Below are 18,765 nucleotides of genomic sequence, written 5' to 3'. Positions count from 1 at the left end.
TTCCTGGGTGGCCCTCCCGCTACCAGGAAGTCCTTCCCCTGGCACGGCGCCGTGACCAGCACGAATGTTGTGGTCATGACAAACAACCTCACCGGCCGTGTGGCGGTCGTCACCGGCGCGACCAGCGGTATCGGCGCCGCCACCGCACAGCGGCTCGCGGCCGAAGGCGCGAAGGTCGCCCTGCTCGGGCGGCGTAAGGACCGGCTCGAAGAACTGGCCGCGCAGATCGGCGGCGAGGTGCTCGCCGTCGCCACCGATGTCACGGTCCAGCAGTCCGTGCTGGATGCCGCGGCCGCCGTGCGGGCCGCGCTCGGCCCGGTCGATCTCGTGGTCGCCAACGCGGGTGTCATGCTCGCCGCACCGTTCGAGGCCGCCGCCACCGCCGAGTGGGATCAAATGGTGGGCACGAATATCAACGGATTGCTCTACACCGGAAGGGCTTTCATCGACGACCTGCTCGCCGCCGCGCACGCGGGCAGCCGCGCCGATCTGGTCCTGATCGGTTCCATCGGCGGGCACCAGGTGTTCCCGAACTACGGCGTCTACACCGCCACCAAGGCGGCGGTCGCCCATCTGACCCGTAATCTGCGCGCCGAGTTCGGACCGCGTGGCGTGCGCGTGAAGAACATCGAGCCCGGACTGGTGCGCACCGAACTCGGTGACGGCATGCGCGATACCAGCCAGAAGTCCGGCCTCGCCGAATGGCGCGACAGCTTGGAAACCCTTGTGGCCGAGGACATCGCGGACGCCATCGGCTACGCGGTCGCGGCACCCAAACGGATGAACGTGGCCGAAATGATCGTCGTCCCCACCCAGCAGGGCTGACAAGCGAAGGCCCGCTGACGCTTTCGCGCGTCAGCGGGCCTCGTCCGGCGAATGCCGAACTGCTACTTCTCGATTCCCTCGAAGTCGAACAGCCCGTTCCAGGCCAACTCGGCCTTCTTGACGTTCTCCGAGCGGCCTGCGGCGGCCTGGTAGTCGAACATCGGGATATCGGCCATGTCCTTGAACAACAGCGTCTGCGCCTGCGCGACGATCTTGTAGGACTCCTCCTGCGTCGACGCGGCCAGCGCATCGTTCAGCAGTTTGTCGAACTCGGGGTTGTTGTAGTTGACGTTGTTCGTCTCGGAGAAGCTGTAGTACATCGCGCTGAGGAACTGCAGCATCGTCGGGTAGTCACCCTGCCAGCCATACCGGAACGCCTTGTTGATCGTCTTGGCGTTGATCAGGTCCCGGATGGTCTTGAACGTCGGATACGGGGTGCCGACGGCCTCGATGCCGAGGGTGTTCTTGATGCTGTTCGCCGTGGCCTCGACCCAGCCCTGGTGGCCGCCGTCGGAGTTGTAGGCGATCTCGTACGTGCCCGACCACGGTGAGATGGCATCGGCCTGGGCCCACAGCTTCTTGGCCTCTGTCGGGTCGTACCGCAGCACCTCCGAGCCCGGCAGGTCGCCCTTGAAGCCGGGCAGCGTGCTCGCGGTGAAGTCCCGCGCCGGAATCCGGGTGCCGTGGAAGATGTTCTGCGAGATCTGTTCCCGGTTGATCGCCATCGACAGCGCCTTGCGCCGGAGCAGTCCTTCCTCGCCGCCGAAGTGCGGTACCGAGGTCTGGATGCCGATGGACGCCTTGTACGCGATCGGCTTGGTGATCGCGCGATCGCCGAGGTCCTGCTTGTAGGTGCCCATCGCGCTGTCGGGGATCACGTCGAGGGTGTCGAGGTTGCCCGCCTGCAGGTCCGCGTACGCCGTGTCGAACGACTGGTACATCACGAAGCGCAGGCCGTCGTTCTTGGCCGGCCGGCCACCCTTGTATTCCGGGTTGGGCACCAGGTCGATCTGCACGTTGTGCTGCCACGCGGTATCGCTGGCGAACTTGTACGGACCGTTGCCGATCGGGTGCTCGCCGAACGCCTTCATGTCCTTGAACGCCACCTCCGGCAGCGGGTAGAACGGCGCGTAACCGAGTTCGGTCTCGAAGTCGATGGACGGCGATTCGAGCTCGACGGTGAAGGTGCGATCGTCGATCACCTTCAGCCCGGACATCGTCTTGACCGTCGGGTTCTCCGCCGACACGTCCTTGAAGCCCTTGATCGGATTGAACACGTAGCTCTGCAGCTGTGCGTTGGTGCTGAGCGCGCCGTAGTTCCAGGCGTCGACATACGACTTCGCGGTGACCGGGCTGCCGTCGCTGAACTTCCAGTCCGGCTTCAGGGTGATCTTGTAGTTCTTCCGGTCGGTCGTCTCGATCTTGTCGGCGACCTCGTTGTGCGCCTTGCCGTCGGCGTCGTAGTACTTCAACCCGGCCCACAGCCGGTCGACCACGCGACCGCCCATGTTCTCGTTGGTGTTGGTGGGCACCAGCGGGTTCTGCGGCTCCCCGGCGTTGGTGGTCACGATGCTCGAATCCGCACCGCCGTCCGACGAACATGCGGTCGCCCCGAGGCTTGTGGCCATCAGTGCCGCCGCGAGCAGCGCACCAGCTCTTGTGAATCTCACGCGTTCTCCCGATTCATAACCGGTCTTCGAGATACACCCGCGCACGACGGAACTCTCCGTGCCCGATCCCGACAACCTTGGAATGTCCTCGGACACTAAACCTTCCGCGCCCGGTTGTCATGGGATCTACCGATGATCAGACCCGCGCCCGGCAGCCGGGCGGGGTCACGGGTCACGCGCGGCTCTCGATGCTCTCCTTGACCTTGGCGATGGCGAAGCCCCAGGCCTGATCCAGCGTGGGCTTGGGCGGCACGGAGATCTCGTCGGGGTTGGTGACCACGTCGAGCAGCACCGGCTTGCGTTGCTGCAGCGCCTCCGCGATCGCCCCGTCGAGCTCGTCCGGGTCGGTGACCCGGCGCGACTGCAGGCCCATCGCCTGCGCGACCGCGGCGATGTCGGGGTTGTCCAGCACGGTGCCGAATTCGGGCAGGCCGCCTTCCTCCTGTTCGAGCTTGACCATGCCGAGCCTGCCGTTGTTGAACACCACCGCGGTGAACGGGAGGTCGTAGGTGACGGCCGTGCGCAGGTCACCGAGCAGCATCAGCAGTCCGCCGTCGCCGCAGAAGGCGACGACCTGCCGGTCGCGATCGAGCATCTGCGCCCCGAGCGCCTGCGGCATCGCGTTGGCCATGGACCCGAAATTGAACGAACCGAGCAGCCGGCGCGAGCCGCGCATGGTGAGGAACCGGGACAGCCACACCGTCGACATGCCGGTGTCCGAGGTGAAGATCGCGTCGTCGGACGCGTGCTTGTTCACCGCGGCGGCGACCGCCTCGGGGCGGATCAGCTCGTCCGGATTGTCCAGGTGACGCCGGATCCGGCCCAGGAATTTGCGGTCGTGCTTCGGCTCGGCCAGCCGCAGCTGACTTTCCATCCAGCTCTGATAGTGCGACTGCGCCTTCGACAGGTGCTTGTCCGATTTCTTCGCGTCCAGTTTCGGGAGCAGCTCGCGCAGCGCAGGGCCCGCATGACCGACCATCGCGACGTCGACCGCGGTGCGCCGGCCGATGTGCTCGAGCCGCGCGTCGAGCTGGATGACCGTCTTGCCGGTGGGGTACCAGTCGCGATACGGGAAGTCGGTGCCGACCAGGAACAGCACGTCACAGTCCTCGAGCGCCGCGTTCGCGGCGGGATTACCGATCAACCCGGTCTGCCCGACGGCGTACGGATTGTCGTCCTCGAGGCCCTCTTTCGCTTTGATCGTCAGCACCATGGGCGCGTTGAGCTTCGCCGCCAGTTCCAGCGCCTCGGCACGCGCCTGCCTGGCCCCGATCCCGACCAGCAACGTCACCTTCTCCGCCTGGTTCAGCGTGTCGGCGGCTTGGCGCAGCTCATCGGGGCCCGGAACGATCGTGCGATCGCGGGCGACGAACCGCGGGCGGGCGTCGGGATCGGCGAGCTTCAATCCGCCGATATCACCGGGAATCGTCAGCACGGCGACGCCCTGACGCGAGACGGCGGCGTTCACCGCCTGCTCGAGCAGGCGCGGCATCTGCTCCGCGGTGGTGACCGTCGCGGTGAACTCCGCGACGTCGCGGAAGACGGTGTCGTTGTCGACCTCCTGGAAATACTCGCTGCCGATCTCGGCGGTAGGCACCTGGCCACAGATCGCCAGCACCGGCGCGTGCGATTTCTTCGCGTCGTAGAGCCCGCCGAGCAGATGGATCGACCCGGGCCCGACCGTACCCATACACACCCCGATGGTGCCGGTGAGCTGGGCTTGCGCTCCTGCCGCGTAGGCGGCGACCTCCTCGTGGCGCACTCCGACCCATTCCACCCGATCGTCGCGGCGGATCGCGTCGGTGATCGGGTTGAGCGCGTCGCCGACGACACCCCAGACGTGGGTGACGCCCTCCTCGGCCAGTGCGCTGACAATCATTTCCGCGATCGTGGTCATTCCTCGGCTCCTCTGCGATCTGTCGTCTTTCTCGGCGTCGTTACCTCGTCTTTCCGCGGACATACCCGGCTACCAGCACACCATGCCGGGTAGCGAGGTGAACCACATTCCGGTCCCGTCCGCCGTTTGCCCCGGACCGTGCGGGGTAGCCCGGACGCATGCAGATCATCGACCAAGCCGCCCGAGGCACTCCGGTCAGCGCTTGGTCACCCTGGCGGCAGCGCCAGCACGAACTTTCCCTCGTGGGTTGGCGGCATCTGGTCGTCATCGCCCCGCACCCCGACGACGAGGTGCTCGGCGTCGGCGGGCTGATCGCGCTGGCACGCGCGCAAGGCCTGCCGGTCACCGTCGTCACGGTCACCGACGGCGAAGGTTCCCATCCCGGCTCGCCCACCTATTCCCCGGCCGAGCTGGCAGACCTGCGTGCGCTCGAATCACGGCGTGCGGCAGCGGAATTGGGCGTCGACGCGCCGCTCCAATTGGGTGTCGAAGACGGCAAGGTCGCCGCCGCGGAGGCGGCGGTCACCGACGCCATCACCGGCGTGCTCGCCGAATGCGGACGCTCGGGCGTGTGGTGCGCGACGACGTGGCGCCACGACGGGCACCCCGATCACGAGGCGGTGGGTCGCGCCGCGGCCGCGGCCTGCGCCGGTTCGCCGACCCGGCTGCTCGAATTCCCGATCTGGATGTGGCACTGGGCGACTCCCGAACATCCCGTGGTGCCCACCGGCCGCGCCCGCACCCTGAGCCTGCCCGGCCCGGCGGTGGAGGCCAAGTTGCGCGCCATCGCGCAGTTCCGCAGCCAGATCCTGCCGATCTCCGAACACCCCGCCGATCATGCGGTGCTGCCGCCGCACGCGCTCGACCGGTTCACCGGTACCACCGAGACGTTCTTCGTCTGAACTCCCCTAGCTCGACGCCATGAGACGGCGCATGAAGTAGGTGTATTGCAGTGCGCTCATCTGGGCCTGCTCGTCGATCGTGGTGCCCGCGCCGTGGCCGCCCTGGGTCGCCTCGTAGAAGAGGTACGGGTTGCCGAGTTCGGCGAGCCGCGCGGCGAACTTGCGCGCGTGCTGCGGGCCGACCCGGTCGTCCTTGGTGGTGGTCCAGATGAACGGCTCGGGATATCGCACACCGGAACGCAATTGGCGATACGGCGAGATGGATTCGAGGAACGCGCGCTGCGCGGGATCGGCGACACTGCCGTATTCGCCCACCCAGGACGCCCCCGCGGCGATCTTCTCGTAGCGCACCATGTCGAGCAGGGGCACCTGAATGCCCACGGCCTGCCACATTTCCGGATGCTGGGTGAGTTCGACACCCATCAGCAGCCCGCCGTTCGAACCGCCCAGAATGCCGAGATGCTGTGGCGCGGTGATGTTTCTGGTGATCAGGTCCTTGCCGACCGCGGCGAAGTCGTCGAAGGCGCGCTGCCGGTTGGTGGTCAGCGCCGCCTCATGCCAGGCGGGCCCGAATTCACCGCCGCCGCGGATGTTGGCCACCACGAAAGCGCCGCCCCGTGCCAGCCACAGCCTGCCGAGCACACCGTCGTAGGTGGGGGTCTGAGAGATCTCGAAGCCGCCGTAGCCGTACATGATCGTGGGCGTGCTGCGGTCGAAACGCAGATCCGCGGCGTGCACGATGAAGTACGGCACCTGGGTGCCGTCGGGCGAGACGGCTTTGTGCTGTTCGACCACGTAGCGGGACGAATCGAACCGGGGCGGTGTGGATTTCACCGGTTGCACCTGCCCGCTCACGGTGTCCAGCCGCCACACGGCGGTCGGATCCAGAAAGGACGTCACCGACAGATACGCGGCGCTGCCCTTCGCGTCCGCGTCCACCGTCGCGATCGCGGCGTTGTCCGGCAACGGAACCGGGGCTGCCGACCAGGAACCGTCCGGCTGCGGAGTGTATATGGCGGCGCGGCCGCGCACGTCGTTCATCGAGGTGACGACCAGCCGATCGCGGGTGGCGAGTACACCCTCCGCGGTCTCGGTGGGGCCCGGCAGGTACACCGGGGTGGCGCGTAGCCGCTGCGGATCTTTCACCATCTCGTCGGCGTTCAGCGACACCAGCGAACCCGCCCGGAAAGTCGCGCCTGCGGTCGTCCAGTCCTGCCGCACGGTCAGCACGATCCGGTCGCCGACCCGGCCGGCGAAATCGGCCTTCGGGGGCAGCGCGAGGGCGGCCGTGCCCGACCCGGTGAGCAGGGTGAAGCTGCGTTCGAAGAACGACGGCGAGCGCTGAACGATGTTGAGCCTGTTGCCGTTTCCGTCACTCAGCAGCAGCGGCGCGGTCGCCAGCGCGTCCGTCTTTTCGCCACGCACCACCTCCGTCGCGTCCGCGAGCGGTCGGCTCCGCTGCACCTTCTTGACGATGTACGGATATCCCGACGTGGTCACCTCGCCCGGCTGCCATTCCCGCGACACCAGCAGGGTGTCCTCGCCGGACCAGGCGACATTCTGTTTGCTGCGCGGCAGGACGAACCCGTCGGGCACGAATTGCCCTGTGGTCACGTCGAATTCGCGGATCGTGATCGCATCCTCACCACCGTCGGACAGGCTGATCAGGCAGCGCGTCCCACTCACCGACTCGCAGTCGGCGCCCTTCCAGACCCAGTTCTCGTCCTCTGCTTTCGCCAGCGCGTCCAGATCGAGCAGCGTGGTCCAATTCGGTTGCGCCGACTCGTAATCGGCGACCGAGGTGACCCGCCAGATCCCCCGCGTGTGCGCGGGGTCCTGCCAGAGTTTGGCGATCCGCCCGTCCACGAGCCGCGGCAGCGGCAGGCGGTCGGGCGCGTTCCCGAGTTCCTTTGCCGTGGCGAGATTCTCGGCGTAGCGCGGGTCCTGCTCCAGCACGCCGAGCGTCTTCTCGTTCTCCGCCGCCACCCAGCTCTGCGCCCGCGCACTGTCCAATTCTTCCAGCCACAGGAACGGATCGTCCGGCGCCGCGTCCCGCCCGCCACAAGCCGCCACCGTCACCACCGCGCACACGGCCGCGACGGCCCTGGTCATACCTCGAACGCCCACGCCACTCATGCTGCTCCCTGCGGATCACACTTCGCTGCACCGACCGAGCTGTCCCGGGCAGCCTACCGAAAACGTCCCATGAACGGGTTGACCTCGAGTGCGGTCGAGGTTTCAGACTGTCGATATGACGACGTGGATTTGTAATGGGTGCGGGCTCGAGCACGCGAATACCGTTGCGCCGCCGCCGGACAACGGCTGCGTGTTCGCCAGCGACGCGGTGAGCATCGAGGAGCGCGGCGACCTGGGGCCGCACGGGCACTGGACGACGCATGCGGAACTCGCGCGACAACCGCACGAGGTGGAGCAGCGCGACCACGGGCGCGGGCTGCACAGCCTGCGCCGCACACCGCGATTCGCGATCGGCCACTGGTCGTTCGTCGCGCAGACGCCGCACGGCAACCTGCTCTGGGATCCGCCCGCCTACATCGACGACGACATCGTCGAGCGGGTCCGCGCGCTGGGCGGTGTGGCGGTAGTCGCCACCAGCCATCCGCACATGTTCGCCGCACAGGTCAGCTGGAGTCATGCCTTCGGCAAGGTGCCGGTCTTGATCAACGCGCTCGACCGCGAGTGGGTGCCGCGTGCGGACCCGGTGCTGGAGTACTGGACCGACCGCATCGAACCGTTGCCCGGCCTCGAACTGATCCACGTCGGCGGCCACATGCGCGGCAGCTCGGTCGCCCGCACCGCCGACGGCACCCTGCTCACCGGCGACACCGTCAGCGGCAGCCTCGCGCCCGGCTGGGTGACGTTCCAGCGCAACTTTCCCAAGCACGTACCGCTCTCGCCCGCCGTCGTGCGACGCATCGTCGACCGGCTGGACCAATTCGAGTACGACCGGCTCTACACGCTCGGCGGCGACACCGTGGACCAGGACGCCAAACCGGCCGTGCACCGCTCCGCCGAACGCCATATCCGCTGGGTCAGCGGCGAATTCGACCACCTGACCTGACCTGCCCACACCGCGCGGGCCGGTCCGGACCGAGGTCGGCTACGCGAGGGCGAAGCGGAGCAGGGCCTGCTTGTCACCCTGCTTGATCTTGCCCTTGCGGTTGAGCACTTCCAGCTGCCAGTTCGCGCCGTTGCGGAACGCGCGGGCGACGGCGTTCGCGTTGTCCGCGCCGAGCAGCGACGGCCAGATGTCGGCGACCTGCTGGCTGCTGCCACCGCTCGCGTCGTACACCTTGAAGCTGATGTTGTTGGCTCGTTCGAAGGAGCTGCCCTTCTTGAATGCCGCGGCGACGAACACGATCGCATCGATGCCGCCCGGCACGTCCGCGAACGTCACGTGCACCGTCTCGTCGTCGCCGGTGGCGGCGCCGGTCTGCTCGTCCCCGGAGTGCAGCACCGAGCCGTTGCCGAGCGGGTCCAGCGAATCGAGGCCGGCGAACCGAACCGGCTCGCTGCCCTGCATCAGGATGGCGATCAAATCGAGGTCGACGCCGCGCTTACGCCGCGCCCAGCCCAGTGCGCCGCCGCTGGTGCCCCCGGAAGGATCCCAGCTCACGCCGACACTCAGCTTGGTGACACCGGCAAGATCTGCGGCGCCGTCTTCTTTCTTGAGCGTGATCATGGCTTCAGACTAGCGGCGGTTTCGTAAATCCAAGGGGGCGAGAAAGTCTCGTTCCGGCCGCGGACCGCACCACGAAAATGTGTGATACGCATCGGCTCTCAATACTCGGCTATTTACAAGAGCGAACCCACGAGAGTTCGGTAGAGGTATGGCCGATCCGCTGAAAGAACAGGAATGCGCCGCACGCGCAATGGAGCTGGTGCGCGCGGCCGCCGGACCGTATCTCGACAGCCTGCCGCACCGCCTGGTGCACGACGCCGCCGCCGATCCGCTGATCGATGAACTCACCGGTCCGCTACCCGAGCACGGCGACGGCACCCTGGCCGCTGTCGAACAGTTGCTGCGCGTCGGCACCGAGGCGGCGGTGCACAGCGCCGGACCGCGCTTCTTCCACCTCGTGGTGGGCGGGGCGACACCCGCCGCGCTGGCCGGCGACTGGATCACCACTCTGCTGGACCAGAATGCGGGCCTCTGGGTCACGTCGCCGTTGGCCGCGCGCACCGAAACCGCGGTGCTCGGCTGGCTCAAAGACCTGTTCGGCCTGCCCGCGGACTTCGGCGCGGTGCTCACGCCGAGCGCCACCTTCGCGAACCTCACCGGGCTCGCCGCGGCCCGCTACTGGTGGGCCGGGCGGCACGGGCACGACGTCGTCGCCGAGGGTTTGGCGGGACTGCCGCGGATGCCGGTGTTCACCAGCGGGCTCGTGCACGCCAGCACCCGTAAGGCGCTGCAGATACTCGGCTGCGGCCGGGATACGCTGCGCACCTTCGTCCGTGACGACGCCGGACGGCTCGACCTACGGGCGTTGGAGCAAGCCCTGGTCGAACTCGACGGAGCGCCTGCCGTGCTCGTCGGCAACCTCGGCGAGGTGAACGCGGGCGATTGCGATCCCCTCGCGGACCTCGCCGAACTGGCCGAGAAGTACCGCGCCTGGTTCCACGTCGACGGCGCGTTCGGGCTGTTCGCCACCGTGTCGCCGCGCACCGCGCACCTGGCCGCGGGGGTGGAGCGGGCCGACTCGATCACTGCGGACGGCCACAAATGGCTCAATGTGCCGCAGGAGAGCGGATTCTCGTTCGTCAAGGACAAGACCGTGCTCGGCCAGACCTTCGGCAGCTGGGGCGCGGACTACCTGCCGACCCTCGACGACGAACAGCTCAGCTACAACATGCACGGCCCCGAATCCTCCCGCCGCGCACGTGCGTTCCCGATCTGGGCGACGCTACGTGCCTACGGCCGGACCGGGTATCGGGAGATGGTCGAACGCCACCTCGACGTGGCCGCGCATCTCGGCCGGGTGGTCGACGCGGCCGCCGACTTCGAGCTGCTGGCTCCGGTGCAGTTGTGCGTCACCTGTTTCCGCTACCGGCCACCCGGCGTCGCCGAAGCCGATCTCGATGATCTCAACGCTCGGCTCGGTGCAGCCGTTCTCGCGGACGGGCGGGTCTACGTGGGCACCACGAAATACCGTGGTGTGACAGCGTTGCGCCCGACCTTCGTCAACTGGCGCATCACCGAGCCCGAAGCGGATCTGCTGATCGAGGTGATCCGCGAACTGGGCCCCACGGTGTAACCGGCGAATCTCGCTGCCGCCCTGAGCTGTTCGCCGAACTCAGGCGAGGAACTGGAGCGCCGAGGGCTCGCCCCGGTGCAGCGCGTCGGCGTGCGCGGCGACATTGAGTCCGTCGCTGAGCGTGGCCCCCGCAGCCAATTTAGCGACGAGCCTGGCCTCGGCCTCCTTGACCGCGGCGGCGTCGTCGAGCAGCGTCTCGATGCGGTCCGGGGCGACCACGATGACGCCTTCCTCGTCGGCGAGGATCAGATCACCGGGCACCACCGGGACGCCGCCGCAGGTCACCGGGATCTGCAACTCGCCGAGTTCGGTTGTGCTGCCTGCCATCGGGGTGACGAAGCGGCTGTAGATCGGCAGCGGGCAGGACCGGACGTAGGCGATATCGCGGTACCCCCCGTCCACGACGATGCCGCCGAGCTGACGGACGAGCGCACCCCGCGCGAACAGCTCACCGGCGAAGGCGATCTCGCTGCCACCGCCGTCGACGACCAGCACATCGCCGGGCGCCGCGGTCTCGATCGCGCGGAGCACCGCGAAGAAGTCACCGGTGCACCGAACGGTGAACGCGGGACCGAAGATCCGCACGGCACCTGAGCGGGGCCGAATCGCACTGTCCAGCACCCGCGTCGATTTATCGGCGTCACACAGCGCGGTGGTATCGACAGCACGGAATTTCTCGACAAGCTGGTCGGCCGGCATCGGTACCGCCCCTTCGAGGGTAGGAATATGCAATTGACCTGACCTTACCCCGGCCGGGAGGCGGCTACGGAAACCCCAGTGGTTCTTGCATATTGATGGTGTAGAGCTCGCCGAGATACCAGAACAAGACTCCCGTCGCGGGCTCCGCCTCGTCGACCACGCAATACTCGAGCCCGGTGAGCAGGATGGATCGCCGCTCGGTCAGGCACTGCACCGGTCCGCGCGTTTGGTCGTACACACCCGCGACCGCGAACCGCTGTCCCGATATCGCAATTGTCTTGGGCCCGTTCCACAACCAATCCGGCCGGCCGAAAACGTACCAGTAGCAACCGAACGCGAAAGTGGCGGCGACAATGACGGTAGCCAGCAATCCTCGGGCCATGTTCGCCATCTCGTACCTTTCCCCGGGCCATGGATTTGCGCAAACAACTGGTTCGAGACGACGCCGGGAGATCATACGACGGGCGCCGCCGCGATCCGCGTCGCCGAACGCTCCCGCAGGTCGGGTCGGCGTGCTGCGCCGGGTGCCGGCGCTCAGTCCAGGGCGAAAGCGCGCAGTACCGCGTCGACCAGGGCGTCGGCGAACGCCGCGTCGAGCGGGCCGGAGCGCATCAGCCAGCGCTGGGTGATCGGCGCGTACAGCAGGTCGAGAATCAGCTCGAGGTCGGCGTCCGCCGGTAACTGCCCCACCTGCTGGGCGCTGCGCAGCCGATCCAGCTTCGCCGCCTTGATCGGCTGCTCCATCCGGTCCCGATAGGTCCGCGCCAGCTCCGGATCGTTGATGATCTCGAGGTTGAGCGCACGGATCGGCGCCTCGAATGCCGGGTCGGCGAACTCGGCGACCGTGGCGCGCAACACCGTTCGCAGATCCGCCGCCAGATCGCCGGTGTCCGGCAACGTGATATCGCCGTCCGCGCCCTCGCTCAGCGCGGCCAGCGCGTCGAAAACCACCGCCCCTTTCGACGGCCACCACCGATAGATCGTCTGCTTCCCCACCCCCGCGCGCGCCGCGATCGCCTCGATCGACAACTTCCCGTACCCGACCTCCGAGATCAGCTCGTACGTCGCGGTCAGAATCGCGCTCCGCGACCGCTCACTCCGCCGCCCCGGATCCGGTCCACCAGCTCCCGCCATCCCCCCACCCTACAACGAAACGAGACGGTCCGTCTTGATTTGGACCTACTCAGGTCAGGGCTTGGAGGGTGGTGTGCAGGCGGTCGAGGGCCGCGGCTATCCACGGCAGGGCCGTAGGGTCGGTGCTGGTCAGAGCTTGGCGGCGTTGGTCGGGGGTGCTGCCGTAGAGCAGGCTGGTCGCGGCACGGAAGCGCAGGGCGGTGGGGGTGTCGCCGAAATGTGCGCCGGCCAGGACACCGATGCCGAAATCATCGAGCAGGTGGTCGGCCAGGGCGACGCCCGTTTCGATACCGCGGCGAGCGAGTGCGGGCCGCAGGCTTTCCAGGTCCGGGTAGAGATAGAACCCGGCCTGCGGTGCGCGGCAAGCGATTCCGGCCTTGGTGAAGATCGTGTGGGCGGTGGTGGCGACGGCGGCGTGCAGTCGTCGGCCGGCCACGATGTGGTCGGTCACCACTGCCGGCGCCTCGAAGACGAACGTCGCCGCCGCCTGCATGGGCCCGGACAGGCAGGACCAGATTTCGCTGCCGAGGCCGCTGATCCGTTGCGCCAGTTGCTGTCCGGCACGCCCGGGCGGCGTGCGGAGGTATCCGATACGCCAGCCACCGAGCGCCATCGACTTGCTCAGGCCGCCGGTCACGATGGTGCGCTGCGGCAGCAGCAGGGCCGGACTGCCCAGTGTCGCAGGGTCATACGCGAGATCACGGTAGATCTCGTCGCAGAGGATCGTCAGCCCGTGCCGATCGGCGATCTCGCACACTCGCGCCATGACGGCGGCGCCGGCCACCGTTCCCGTGGGATTGTCCGGCACGGTCAGGATGAGTATCCGCGGATCGGCGCCCTCGGCACGGGCACTCGCGAGGGCCGCCTCGAGCAGGTCGGGGTCCGGCACGCCACCCACCCCGCGGGGAATCGGCACCCCGATGGCACGCTTGCCGATCACCCCGATCTGCGCCGGATAGCTCACCCACGACGGAATCGGCAGCACGACATCGCCGGGCAGCACCGCGATCGCGGCGAACAGCAACGCCTTGCTCCCCGGCGCGAGCAGCACCTGCTCAGGACTCGTGGGCAGCCCGCCACGCGAGAGATACCCGGCGGCGGCCGTCCGCGCGGACATGGTCCCGGCCACGGGCGTGTACGAATTCGCCGTCGCCCCTTCGGCCAGTGCCGCAGCGACTTCCGGCAGGACCGGTAGGCCGGCTTCGCCGAACCCGAGGTGCAGGATGTCATCGCCGGCCGCCCGCCGGGCGTTGATCTTCTCGTTCAGGGCCAGCGTGGCCGAGGGCGCGACCATGGCGTCCATCAGGCGTCCGCGATGGGCAGTCGGTATTCCCGGCGCACGCTGGTGCCGAGTTTGCCGATGTGCGCGCCGTAGATGTGGATCGAGATCACCGTCGTCGTACCGGTATTGCGCACCAGGTGGATATCTCCGGGTGGTGCGAAACCGACGGCCGTGCCTGCCGCATTGGTCGCGTCGGCCGCCACTACCAGCCGCGCGTTCGGTCCCGCGCCGCGCAACTCGTAGCGCTGTTCGGTCTCGGTGCCCTCGTAAACGCCTGCGACACACCAGGCCACGTGATCATGGATCGGCGTCTGCTGGCCCGGTCGCCAGACGATGGCCACCACGGAGAAGCTGCCGTCGTCCTCGGTGTGCACCAGGTGCTGCCGGTACCGCTGTGGATCACCCGCGCGGTACTGCTCGGGCAGCAGATCCGGCTGCCGCAAGAAGGGCTCGAGCCGTTCGGCGACGAGCCGGGCCGCCTCGGCGGGCGGACGTTCGAGCAGCACGACTTCCCTTACCGCGCAGACGAGATCGGCGAGCTGTGGCGTGCTGGGGGCGGCTGTGCTGGTCGTCATACGGACCAGGATGCGGCCGGCGGACCGGTGCGGTCCACTTAGACAATTTTGCCGATACCCAAGGATCACTTATGGATGGAACAGCGCCGCACACAACAGGTTTCAGTTCAGAGTCATCGCATTGGCCGCGCACTGGATGGCTTCCATCATGAGCTGGGTGACCGGGATCTTCTGATGACCCGACAGTGTGTACGCCGCCACCGTCCGCGAGTCCGCGGGAATCACCGGGCGGCTGACCACCTTCGGGTGCCGGATGAACGACTGCACCATGCTCGGCATCACCGCGACCCCGGTGCCCTCCGCCACTAGGCTCTGCACGGCGAGATTGTCGTCGGTGGTGAAATCGATGTGTGGTTCGAAACCCGCGGTCGCGCACGATTCGATGAAATGGCTTCGGCAGCGCACACATCCCGCGATCCAGCGTTCTTCGGCCAGCTGCGCCAGCTCGACCGTGCGGCGCCGGGCCAGCGCGTGCCCGCGCGGCAAGAGCACGATCAGCGGATCGTCGAGCAGCGAAACCTTGTACAGGTCATCGAATTCCGGCTGTTCACCCGCGTCATAGGTGAAGGCGAGGGTGATATCGCAGTCGCCGCGCCGCAATGCCTCCACCGATTCGGGCGGCTCCGCGTCGAACAGCTCGATCCGGATGCCCGGATGCCGCGATTTGATCGAGGCCACCGCCGACGGGACGAGTGTCGCGCACGCACTGGGGAACGCGCAGACCCGGACCCGCCCGGACTTGAGCCGGGTGATCGCCGTCATCTGCTGCTGCGCCGCCGAGATCGTGCCGAGAATCCCGGCCGCGTGCCTGGCCAGGATCTCGCCCGCGTCGGTCAGCCGCAAACCCCGGCCCACCCGGACGAACAGCGGCGTGCCCACCGAGCGTTCGAGCGCCTTCATCTGCTGGCTGATCGCAGGCTGCGTGTAACCGAGGTGCCGCGCCGCCGCGGCAAATGAACCGGTCCGTACGACCTCGTCGAAAACCCGAATGTGCCGTGAGTCGAACATGGCCAAGAATAAGCATCGCTTTGCCCCCCAGAGCAATCCATGCAGGTCGGCTGCGCTACCTGCTCGCTCTGAGCGCGGCCAGACCGAAGTAGCCGAGCACACCGAACGCGGGGGCGACCCACCACAACCACGTCGGGTACGGCCAAGCACCGTTACTGTCGAACGCTTGCCAGAGGAAGATGACGGACCCTAGCGCGAACCCGGCGATGTATCCCTCGTTGCCGTGCACGGCCAGCCGACGGTCGATCTCGAACCTGGCGGCCAGCGCCGCCAGCAACGGCAGCGCGATGAGGACGAGGATGCCGTCGGGCTGATAGCCCGCGGGATGGCCCATGCCCGCGATGGCGATGAGCATCAGGCCGAACAACCACAGGCCGACGTCCGCCGCGAGCCGCTTGGGAAGTACCCGCCAGGGCGAAATCGGTTCCTGTGTAACCCTTCTCGCGGCTGTCCTCCCGGTTCTGACCATGGCATTACGACGCTCAGTGATCGCCGGGTTGTCGAACAGGACCGAGAGTGGCACCAGATCGCTCGAAGCGAAGATCTCCGCGAACCCGGCGGGAACGCTGGCGCCGGCCGGCGGATTCGCGCCGGGCTGCACCGGCACGCCGATCCCCCACCGCCACGGTTCTCGCAGCTCACGTAACGGCATCGCGAGCTCGGTGGTGGTGAAGTCCGTATCGGCCCCGGAAACGACCAGTGTCGCGATACCGGAGCCCTGCGGACCGGTCAGCGCGAACCAGTACACGTTGCCGTGCTGTGGAAACTCGGCGAGCCACTCGTATTTCGGGCCTGCGGTCAGATAGGCCGGGGCGACCGCACTCAACGCCTCGAAGGTTTCGACTATGCCCGCCCGCCCCCACACGAGGTTGCTGAACGCCGCGTGCGAGAACAACGTATAAGCGATCTGGCGCGGATCCTGGTCACCGGCACCCGGATTGGGCAGACCGACCTGCTGCTCGCGGTCGCTGCGCCCGGACATCATCGACGCCTTTGCGGCAGTTCGGCTTTCATCGCTGACTCCGATCGTGCGGTGACGGTTCCCACGTCCATGGTGGCAACCGTCACCGCACCTCGGTATCAACCGTTCAGCCGACTACGGAGCGATCCGATGACACAACCAGGCGAGCGAGAGGGGGTAGCGGTAGTCGATTCCGCCGTGCCCCGCATCGAACAGCTCGAACTCGATGATCTCCGCGGGCACGTCGGCGGCGAGCAACGCCGCACGGAACGCCTGCCCGCCGATGTCGAGGTACCACTCGTCCCTGGTGCCGCCGTCGATCCAGATCCCGCGCAGACCGCGCAGGGCCTCCGCGTATTTCGGGACCATGCGGACCGGATCCCAATCCAGCCAACGCTCCCATGCCGCGGCGTCGAGCACCCCGGTCACCGGATCGAAAGGCAGGTCCACCGTGCCGTCTTCGCGCGCGGAGAAACAGGCCGAGACGCCCAGCAGGCCGAGCAGGTCGCTGTCCTCCGGTTTGGTGAAGGCGACGCGCGACCGGAAATCGTCCCACCAGCGCTGGATATCCCCGTCATAGGCGCGCAGATGCCGCACCGCCTTGGCGAACTCCGGGATATAGCAGAACTCGTAGAGCGCGTCACCGGCGTGCGTGGCCAACGCGCCGAACAGATCCGGCCGCAGCATCGGTGTGATCATCGCGCCGAAGCCACCGCTCGACTTGCCCGAGATGGCCCGGTGTGCCGCGCTCGGCAGAGTCCGATAGTGGGCGTCGACCCACGGCACCACTTCGTCGCACAGGTAGGTGTGGTACTTACCGGTGCCGGGCGAGTCGACGAATTGGCTACCGCCGTACGCGGTCCAGGCGTCGACGAACACCACGATGGCCGGCGGCGCCGCGCCGTCGGCGAATACCCGGTCGGCCGTCTCCGGGAACGGCCGCCGGAACGGCTGCCGGTTGCGCCACATGGTGACGTCTCCGGTATAACCCTGGATCACGTAGACCGCTGGATAATGCCGCTGCGGCTCGTCGTCGTAACCCGGTGGCAGATAGACCAGGACCGGTCGCTCATGCGGGTCGCCCAGCGGATTCCCTTGCAACACAGTGCTGTTGATCACCGATTCATCGATTCGTCCGGCCAGCTCAGTGGACCACGGCAGCATTCGACCTCCCAATGGAATACCTGCGTTACTTCCGATCAGAACCGTACTGCCGTCGCCGGACGAGCACACCACAACGCGAAAACCAGTGGCAGGGCGCCCATTCAGCGGCCTGGGCGCAGTCGGTTGGCGGCCGCCAGCACCGGCCCGCCCGCCACCGTGACGGCCGCACCCAGCCTGGTGTCGGTGGCCAGTATCCAGCGCACCGTCTTCATCGCCATGATCAGCACTTCGCTGCCGCGCAGCCGCATGCCCGCTTCGAAATCGCTGACCGCCACCGGCAAATTCACGGTTCCGGCGGCCACCGCACCGAGCTGCTCGACCAGGCTCGCGGCATCGCGAATGGCCGCACCGGCACCCATTCCGGCCGTCGGCGGCGTCGCGTGCACGGCGTCGCCGAGCGCGGTGATCGGCCCGGCCGGCCACGGCGCGAGGTCCCGCGCCCGCGTCGACGCCGCGTTGAACCGGAACGCGGCAACACTGTCCGGATCGGCACGGGCGACGACCTCCAGCGTTCGTTCACACCACCCGTGGCGCCGGAACCGGTCCAGCAGCGCGGTCCGCACCGCGACGCCGCGCGCGGTCCGGATCGAATCGGTGGCCGCGGACTCGGGAAACATCGCTCCCCAGATGTAGGTCGGGCCGGTCGTGATCGAGGCTCGAAGCTCGGGGGCATCGAGTACGGCGTTGCCCACCGGGTCGAGATAGCCGACGTACAGCGCCGAACCGCGTGGTCCCACCGCCAGCCCGGAGCGCGGTCCGAGGCGGCGCTGCTCCGCGGCGCCGAGGTCGTCTACCGAGGTCCGACCGGAAAAGCCGATGACACCGGCGGGCGCGTTCGTCGGGCGACCGGCGAGCTGGCGGGCCACCAGCGAGTGCGCGCCGTCCGCACCGACCAGCAGATCGCCCGCGGCAGGCGGTTCGTCGGCGAAACTCGCCAGCGGTCTGCCGTCCGCACCGCGACCGACCCCGGTGACGGATCGGCCCAGCCGCAGGTCCGCGCCGACCGCGTCGGCCAGCACCGTCCGCAAGGTGATGCGATCGATGTCCACGCTCGGGTCGTCCCCGAGATCCCGGCCGTGGCCGAGCAACCGCCCGCGTCGGTCCCACATCGCGTCTCGTTCGCGCAGCCGCAGCGCCGAGGCCGACGCCAGCACCCGTTCGAAGACCTCCGGCGCGACCAGGCCGCGCAGTGCCGCCTGTGCCCTGCCGTCCAGCGTGATGTGATAGCCGCCGGTCGCCGCCACATCCGTATCACGTTCGTAGACAACCACTTCGAACCCATTCCTCCGCAAGCCGGCGGCCAGTGCCAACCCGCCGATCCCGCCGCCCACGACGATGATGCGCATCCTATTTCGACTCCTCTACCTGCTGCCGG

Annotated in this window: 17 protein-coding genes; 4 read left to right on the top strand and 13 right to left on the bottom strand. The window is 67.9% G+C overall.

Going from position 1 to position 18,765, the window contains the following annotated elements; all coding sequences use genetic code 11:
• Positions 1-75 precede the first annotated feature (75 nt).
• A complete protein-coding gene (locus NVU01S_RS13910) occupies positions 76-825 on the top strand; it encodes an SDR family oxidoreductase (RefSeq protein ID WP_043671429.1) in 750 nt (249 codons plus the stop codon).
• A gap of 62 nt (positions 826-887) precedes the next feature.
• Here the strand turns inward: NVU01S_RS13910 and NVU01S_RS13905 are convergent, their stop codons facing one another.
• The gene (locus NVU01S_RS13905) at positions 888-2,453 is read right to left on the bottom strand and encodes a peptide ABC transporter substrate-binding protein (protein WP_043671426.1); all 1,566 of its coding nucleotides are present in this window, start codon (positions 2,451-2,453) and stop codon (positions 888-890) included.
• 214 nt (positions 2,454-2,667) lie between these two features.
• Positions 2,668-4,392 carry a thiamine pyrophosphate-dependent enzyme gene (locus NVU01S_RS13900; protein ID WP_043671423.1) on the bottom strand — a complete coding sequence of 575 codons (1,725 nt, stop codon included), beginning with the start codon at positions 4,390-4,392 and terminating at the stop codon, positions 2,668-2,670.
• A 158-nt stretch (positions 4,393-4,550) separates the two neighbouring features.
• Here NVU01S_RS13900 and NVU01S_RS13895 point away from each other — a divergent pair, with 158 nt between their 5' ends.
• Entirely contained in the window at positions 4,551-5,294 is a 744-nt protein-coding gene (locus NVU01S_RS13895) for a PIG-L deacetylase family protein (protein WP_043671420.1), read from the top strand.
• 6 nt (positions 5,295-5,300) lie between these two features.
• Here the strand turns inward: NVU01S_RS13895 and NVU01S_RS13890 are convergent, their stop codons facing one another.
• Positions 5,301-7,421, bottom strand: coding sequence for a prolyl oligopeptidase family serine peptidase (locus NVU01S_RS13890; protein WP_244467267.1), 2,121 nt, complete (start codon positions 7,419-7,421; stop codon positions 5,301-5,303).
• 124 nt (positions 7,422-7,545) lie between these two features.
• On the opposite strand from NVU01S_RS13890, the gene NVU01S_RS13885 reads away from it, so the two are divergent.
• Positions 7,546-8,373: an MBL fold metallo-hydrolase gene (locus NVU01S_RS13885; RefSeq protein ID WP_043671417.1), complete on the top strand. Its 828-nt coding sequence runs from the start codon at positions 7,546-7,548 to the stop codon at positions 8,371-8,373.
• Between the two features lie 39 nt (positions 8,374-8,412).
• Here the strand turns inward: NVU01S_RS13885 and NVU01S_RS13880 are convergent, their stop codons facing one another.
• A complete protein-coding gene (locus tag NVU01S_RS13880; RefSeq protein WP_043671415.1) occupies positions 8,413-8,994 on the bottom strand; it encodes a TerD family protein in 582 nt (193 codons plus the stop codon).
• A gap of 148 nt (positions 8,995-9,142) precedes the next feature.
• Between NVU01S_RS13880 and NVU01S_RS13875 the strand changes: the two genes are divergently transcribed.
• Positions 9,143-10,567 (top strand): pyridoxal phosphate-dependent decarboxylase family protein, encoded by a 1,425-nt coding sequence (locus tag NVU01S_RS13875; protein WP_043671412.1) that lies wholly within the window; start codon positions 9,143-9,145, stop codon positions 10,565-10,567.
• Positions 10,568-10,606: 39 nt separating this feature from the next.
• Here the strand turns inward: NVU01S_RS13875 and NVU01S_RS13870 are convergent, their stop codons facing one another.
• The 9 genes from NVU01S_RS13870 to NVU01S_RS13830 all read right to left on the bottom strand — a co-directional run bounded on the left by NVU01S_RS13870 (position 10,607) and on the right by NVU01S_RS13830 (position 18,736).
• Positions 10,607-11,266, bottom strand: coding sequence for an RraA family protein (locus NVU01S_RS13870; protein ID WP_043671409.1), 660 nt, complete (start codon positions 11,264-11,266; stop codon positions 10,607-10,609).
• Positions 11,267-11,330: 64 nt separating this feature from the next.
• Positions 11,331-11,657 (bottom strand): hypothetical protein, encoded by a 327-nt coding sequence (locus NVU01S_RS13865; RefSeq protein WP_043671405.1) that lies wholly within the window; start codon positions 11,655-11,657, stop codon positions 11,331-11,333.
• A gap of 143 nt (positions 11,658-11,800) precedes the next feature.
• Positions 11,801-12,400: a TetR/AcrR family transcriptional regulator gene (locus NVU01S_RS13860; RefSeq protein ID WP_043671402.1), complete on the bottom strand. Its 600-nt coding sequence runs from the start codon at positions 12,398-12,400 to the stop codon at positions 11,801-11,803.
• 49 nt (positions 12,401-12,449) lie between these two features.
• Positions 12,450-13,703, bottom strand: a complete 1,254-nt coding sequence (locus NVU01S_RS13855) for a pyridoxal phosphate-dependent aminotransferase (protein ID WP_082032077.1) — start codon at positions 13,701-13,703, stop codon at positions 12,450-12,452.
• Entirely contained in the window at positions 13,703-14,257 is a 555-nt protein-coding gene (locus NVU01S_RS13850) for a cysteine dioxygenase family protein (RefSeq protein WP_043671399.1), read from the bottom strand. The genes NVU01S_RS13855 and NVU01S_RS13850 overlap by 1 nt, the downstream gene beginning before the upstream one ends.
• A gap of 102 nt (positions 14,258-14,359) precedes the next feature.
• On the bottom strand, positions 14,360-15,265 hold the full coding sequence (locus tag NVU01S_RS13845) for a LysR family transcriptional regulator (RefSeq protein ID WP_043671396.1): 906 nt from the start codon (positions 15,263-15,265) through the stop codon (positions 14,360-14,362).
• Positions 15,266-15,320: 55 nt separating this feature from the next.
• A complete protein-coding gene (locus tag NVU01S_RS13840; protein ID WP_063048120.1) occupies positions 15,321-16,247 on the bottom strand; it encodes a hypothetical protein in 927 nt (308 codons plus the stop codon).
• Between the two features lie 114 nt (positions 16,248-16,361).
• On the bottom strand, positions 16,362-17,390 hold the full coding sequence (locus NVU01S_RS13835) for an alpha/beta hydrolase (protein WP_043671390.1): 1,029 nt from the start codon (positions 17,388-17,390) through the stop codon (positions 16,362-16,364).
• Between the two features lie 101 nt (positions 17,391-17,491).
• The gene (locus NVU01S_RS13830; RefSeq protein ID WP_043671387.1) at positions 17,492-18,736 is read right to left on the bottom strand and encodes an FAD-dependent oxidoreductase; all 1,245 of its coding nucleotides are present in this window, start codon (positions 18,734-18,736) and stop codon (positions 17,492-17,494) included.
• Between the last annotated feature and the right edge of the window lie 29 nt (positions 18,737-18,765).

Source organism: Nocardia vulneris (assembly GCF_001613425.1).
Lineage (GTDB): Bacteria > Actinomycetota > Actinomycetes > Mycobacteriales > Mycobacteriaceae > Nocardia > Nocardia vulneris.
Note: the sequence above shows the minus strand (reverse complement) of the source record. Positions and strands in the feature narration are given on the sequence as shown.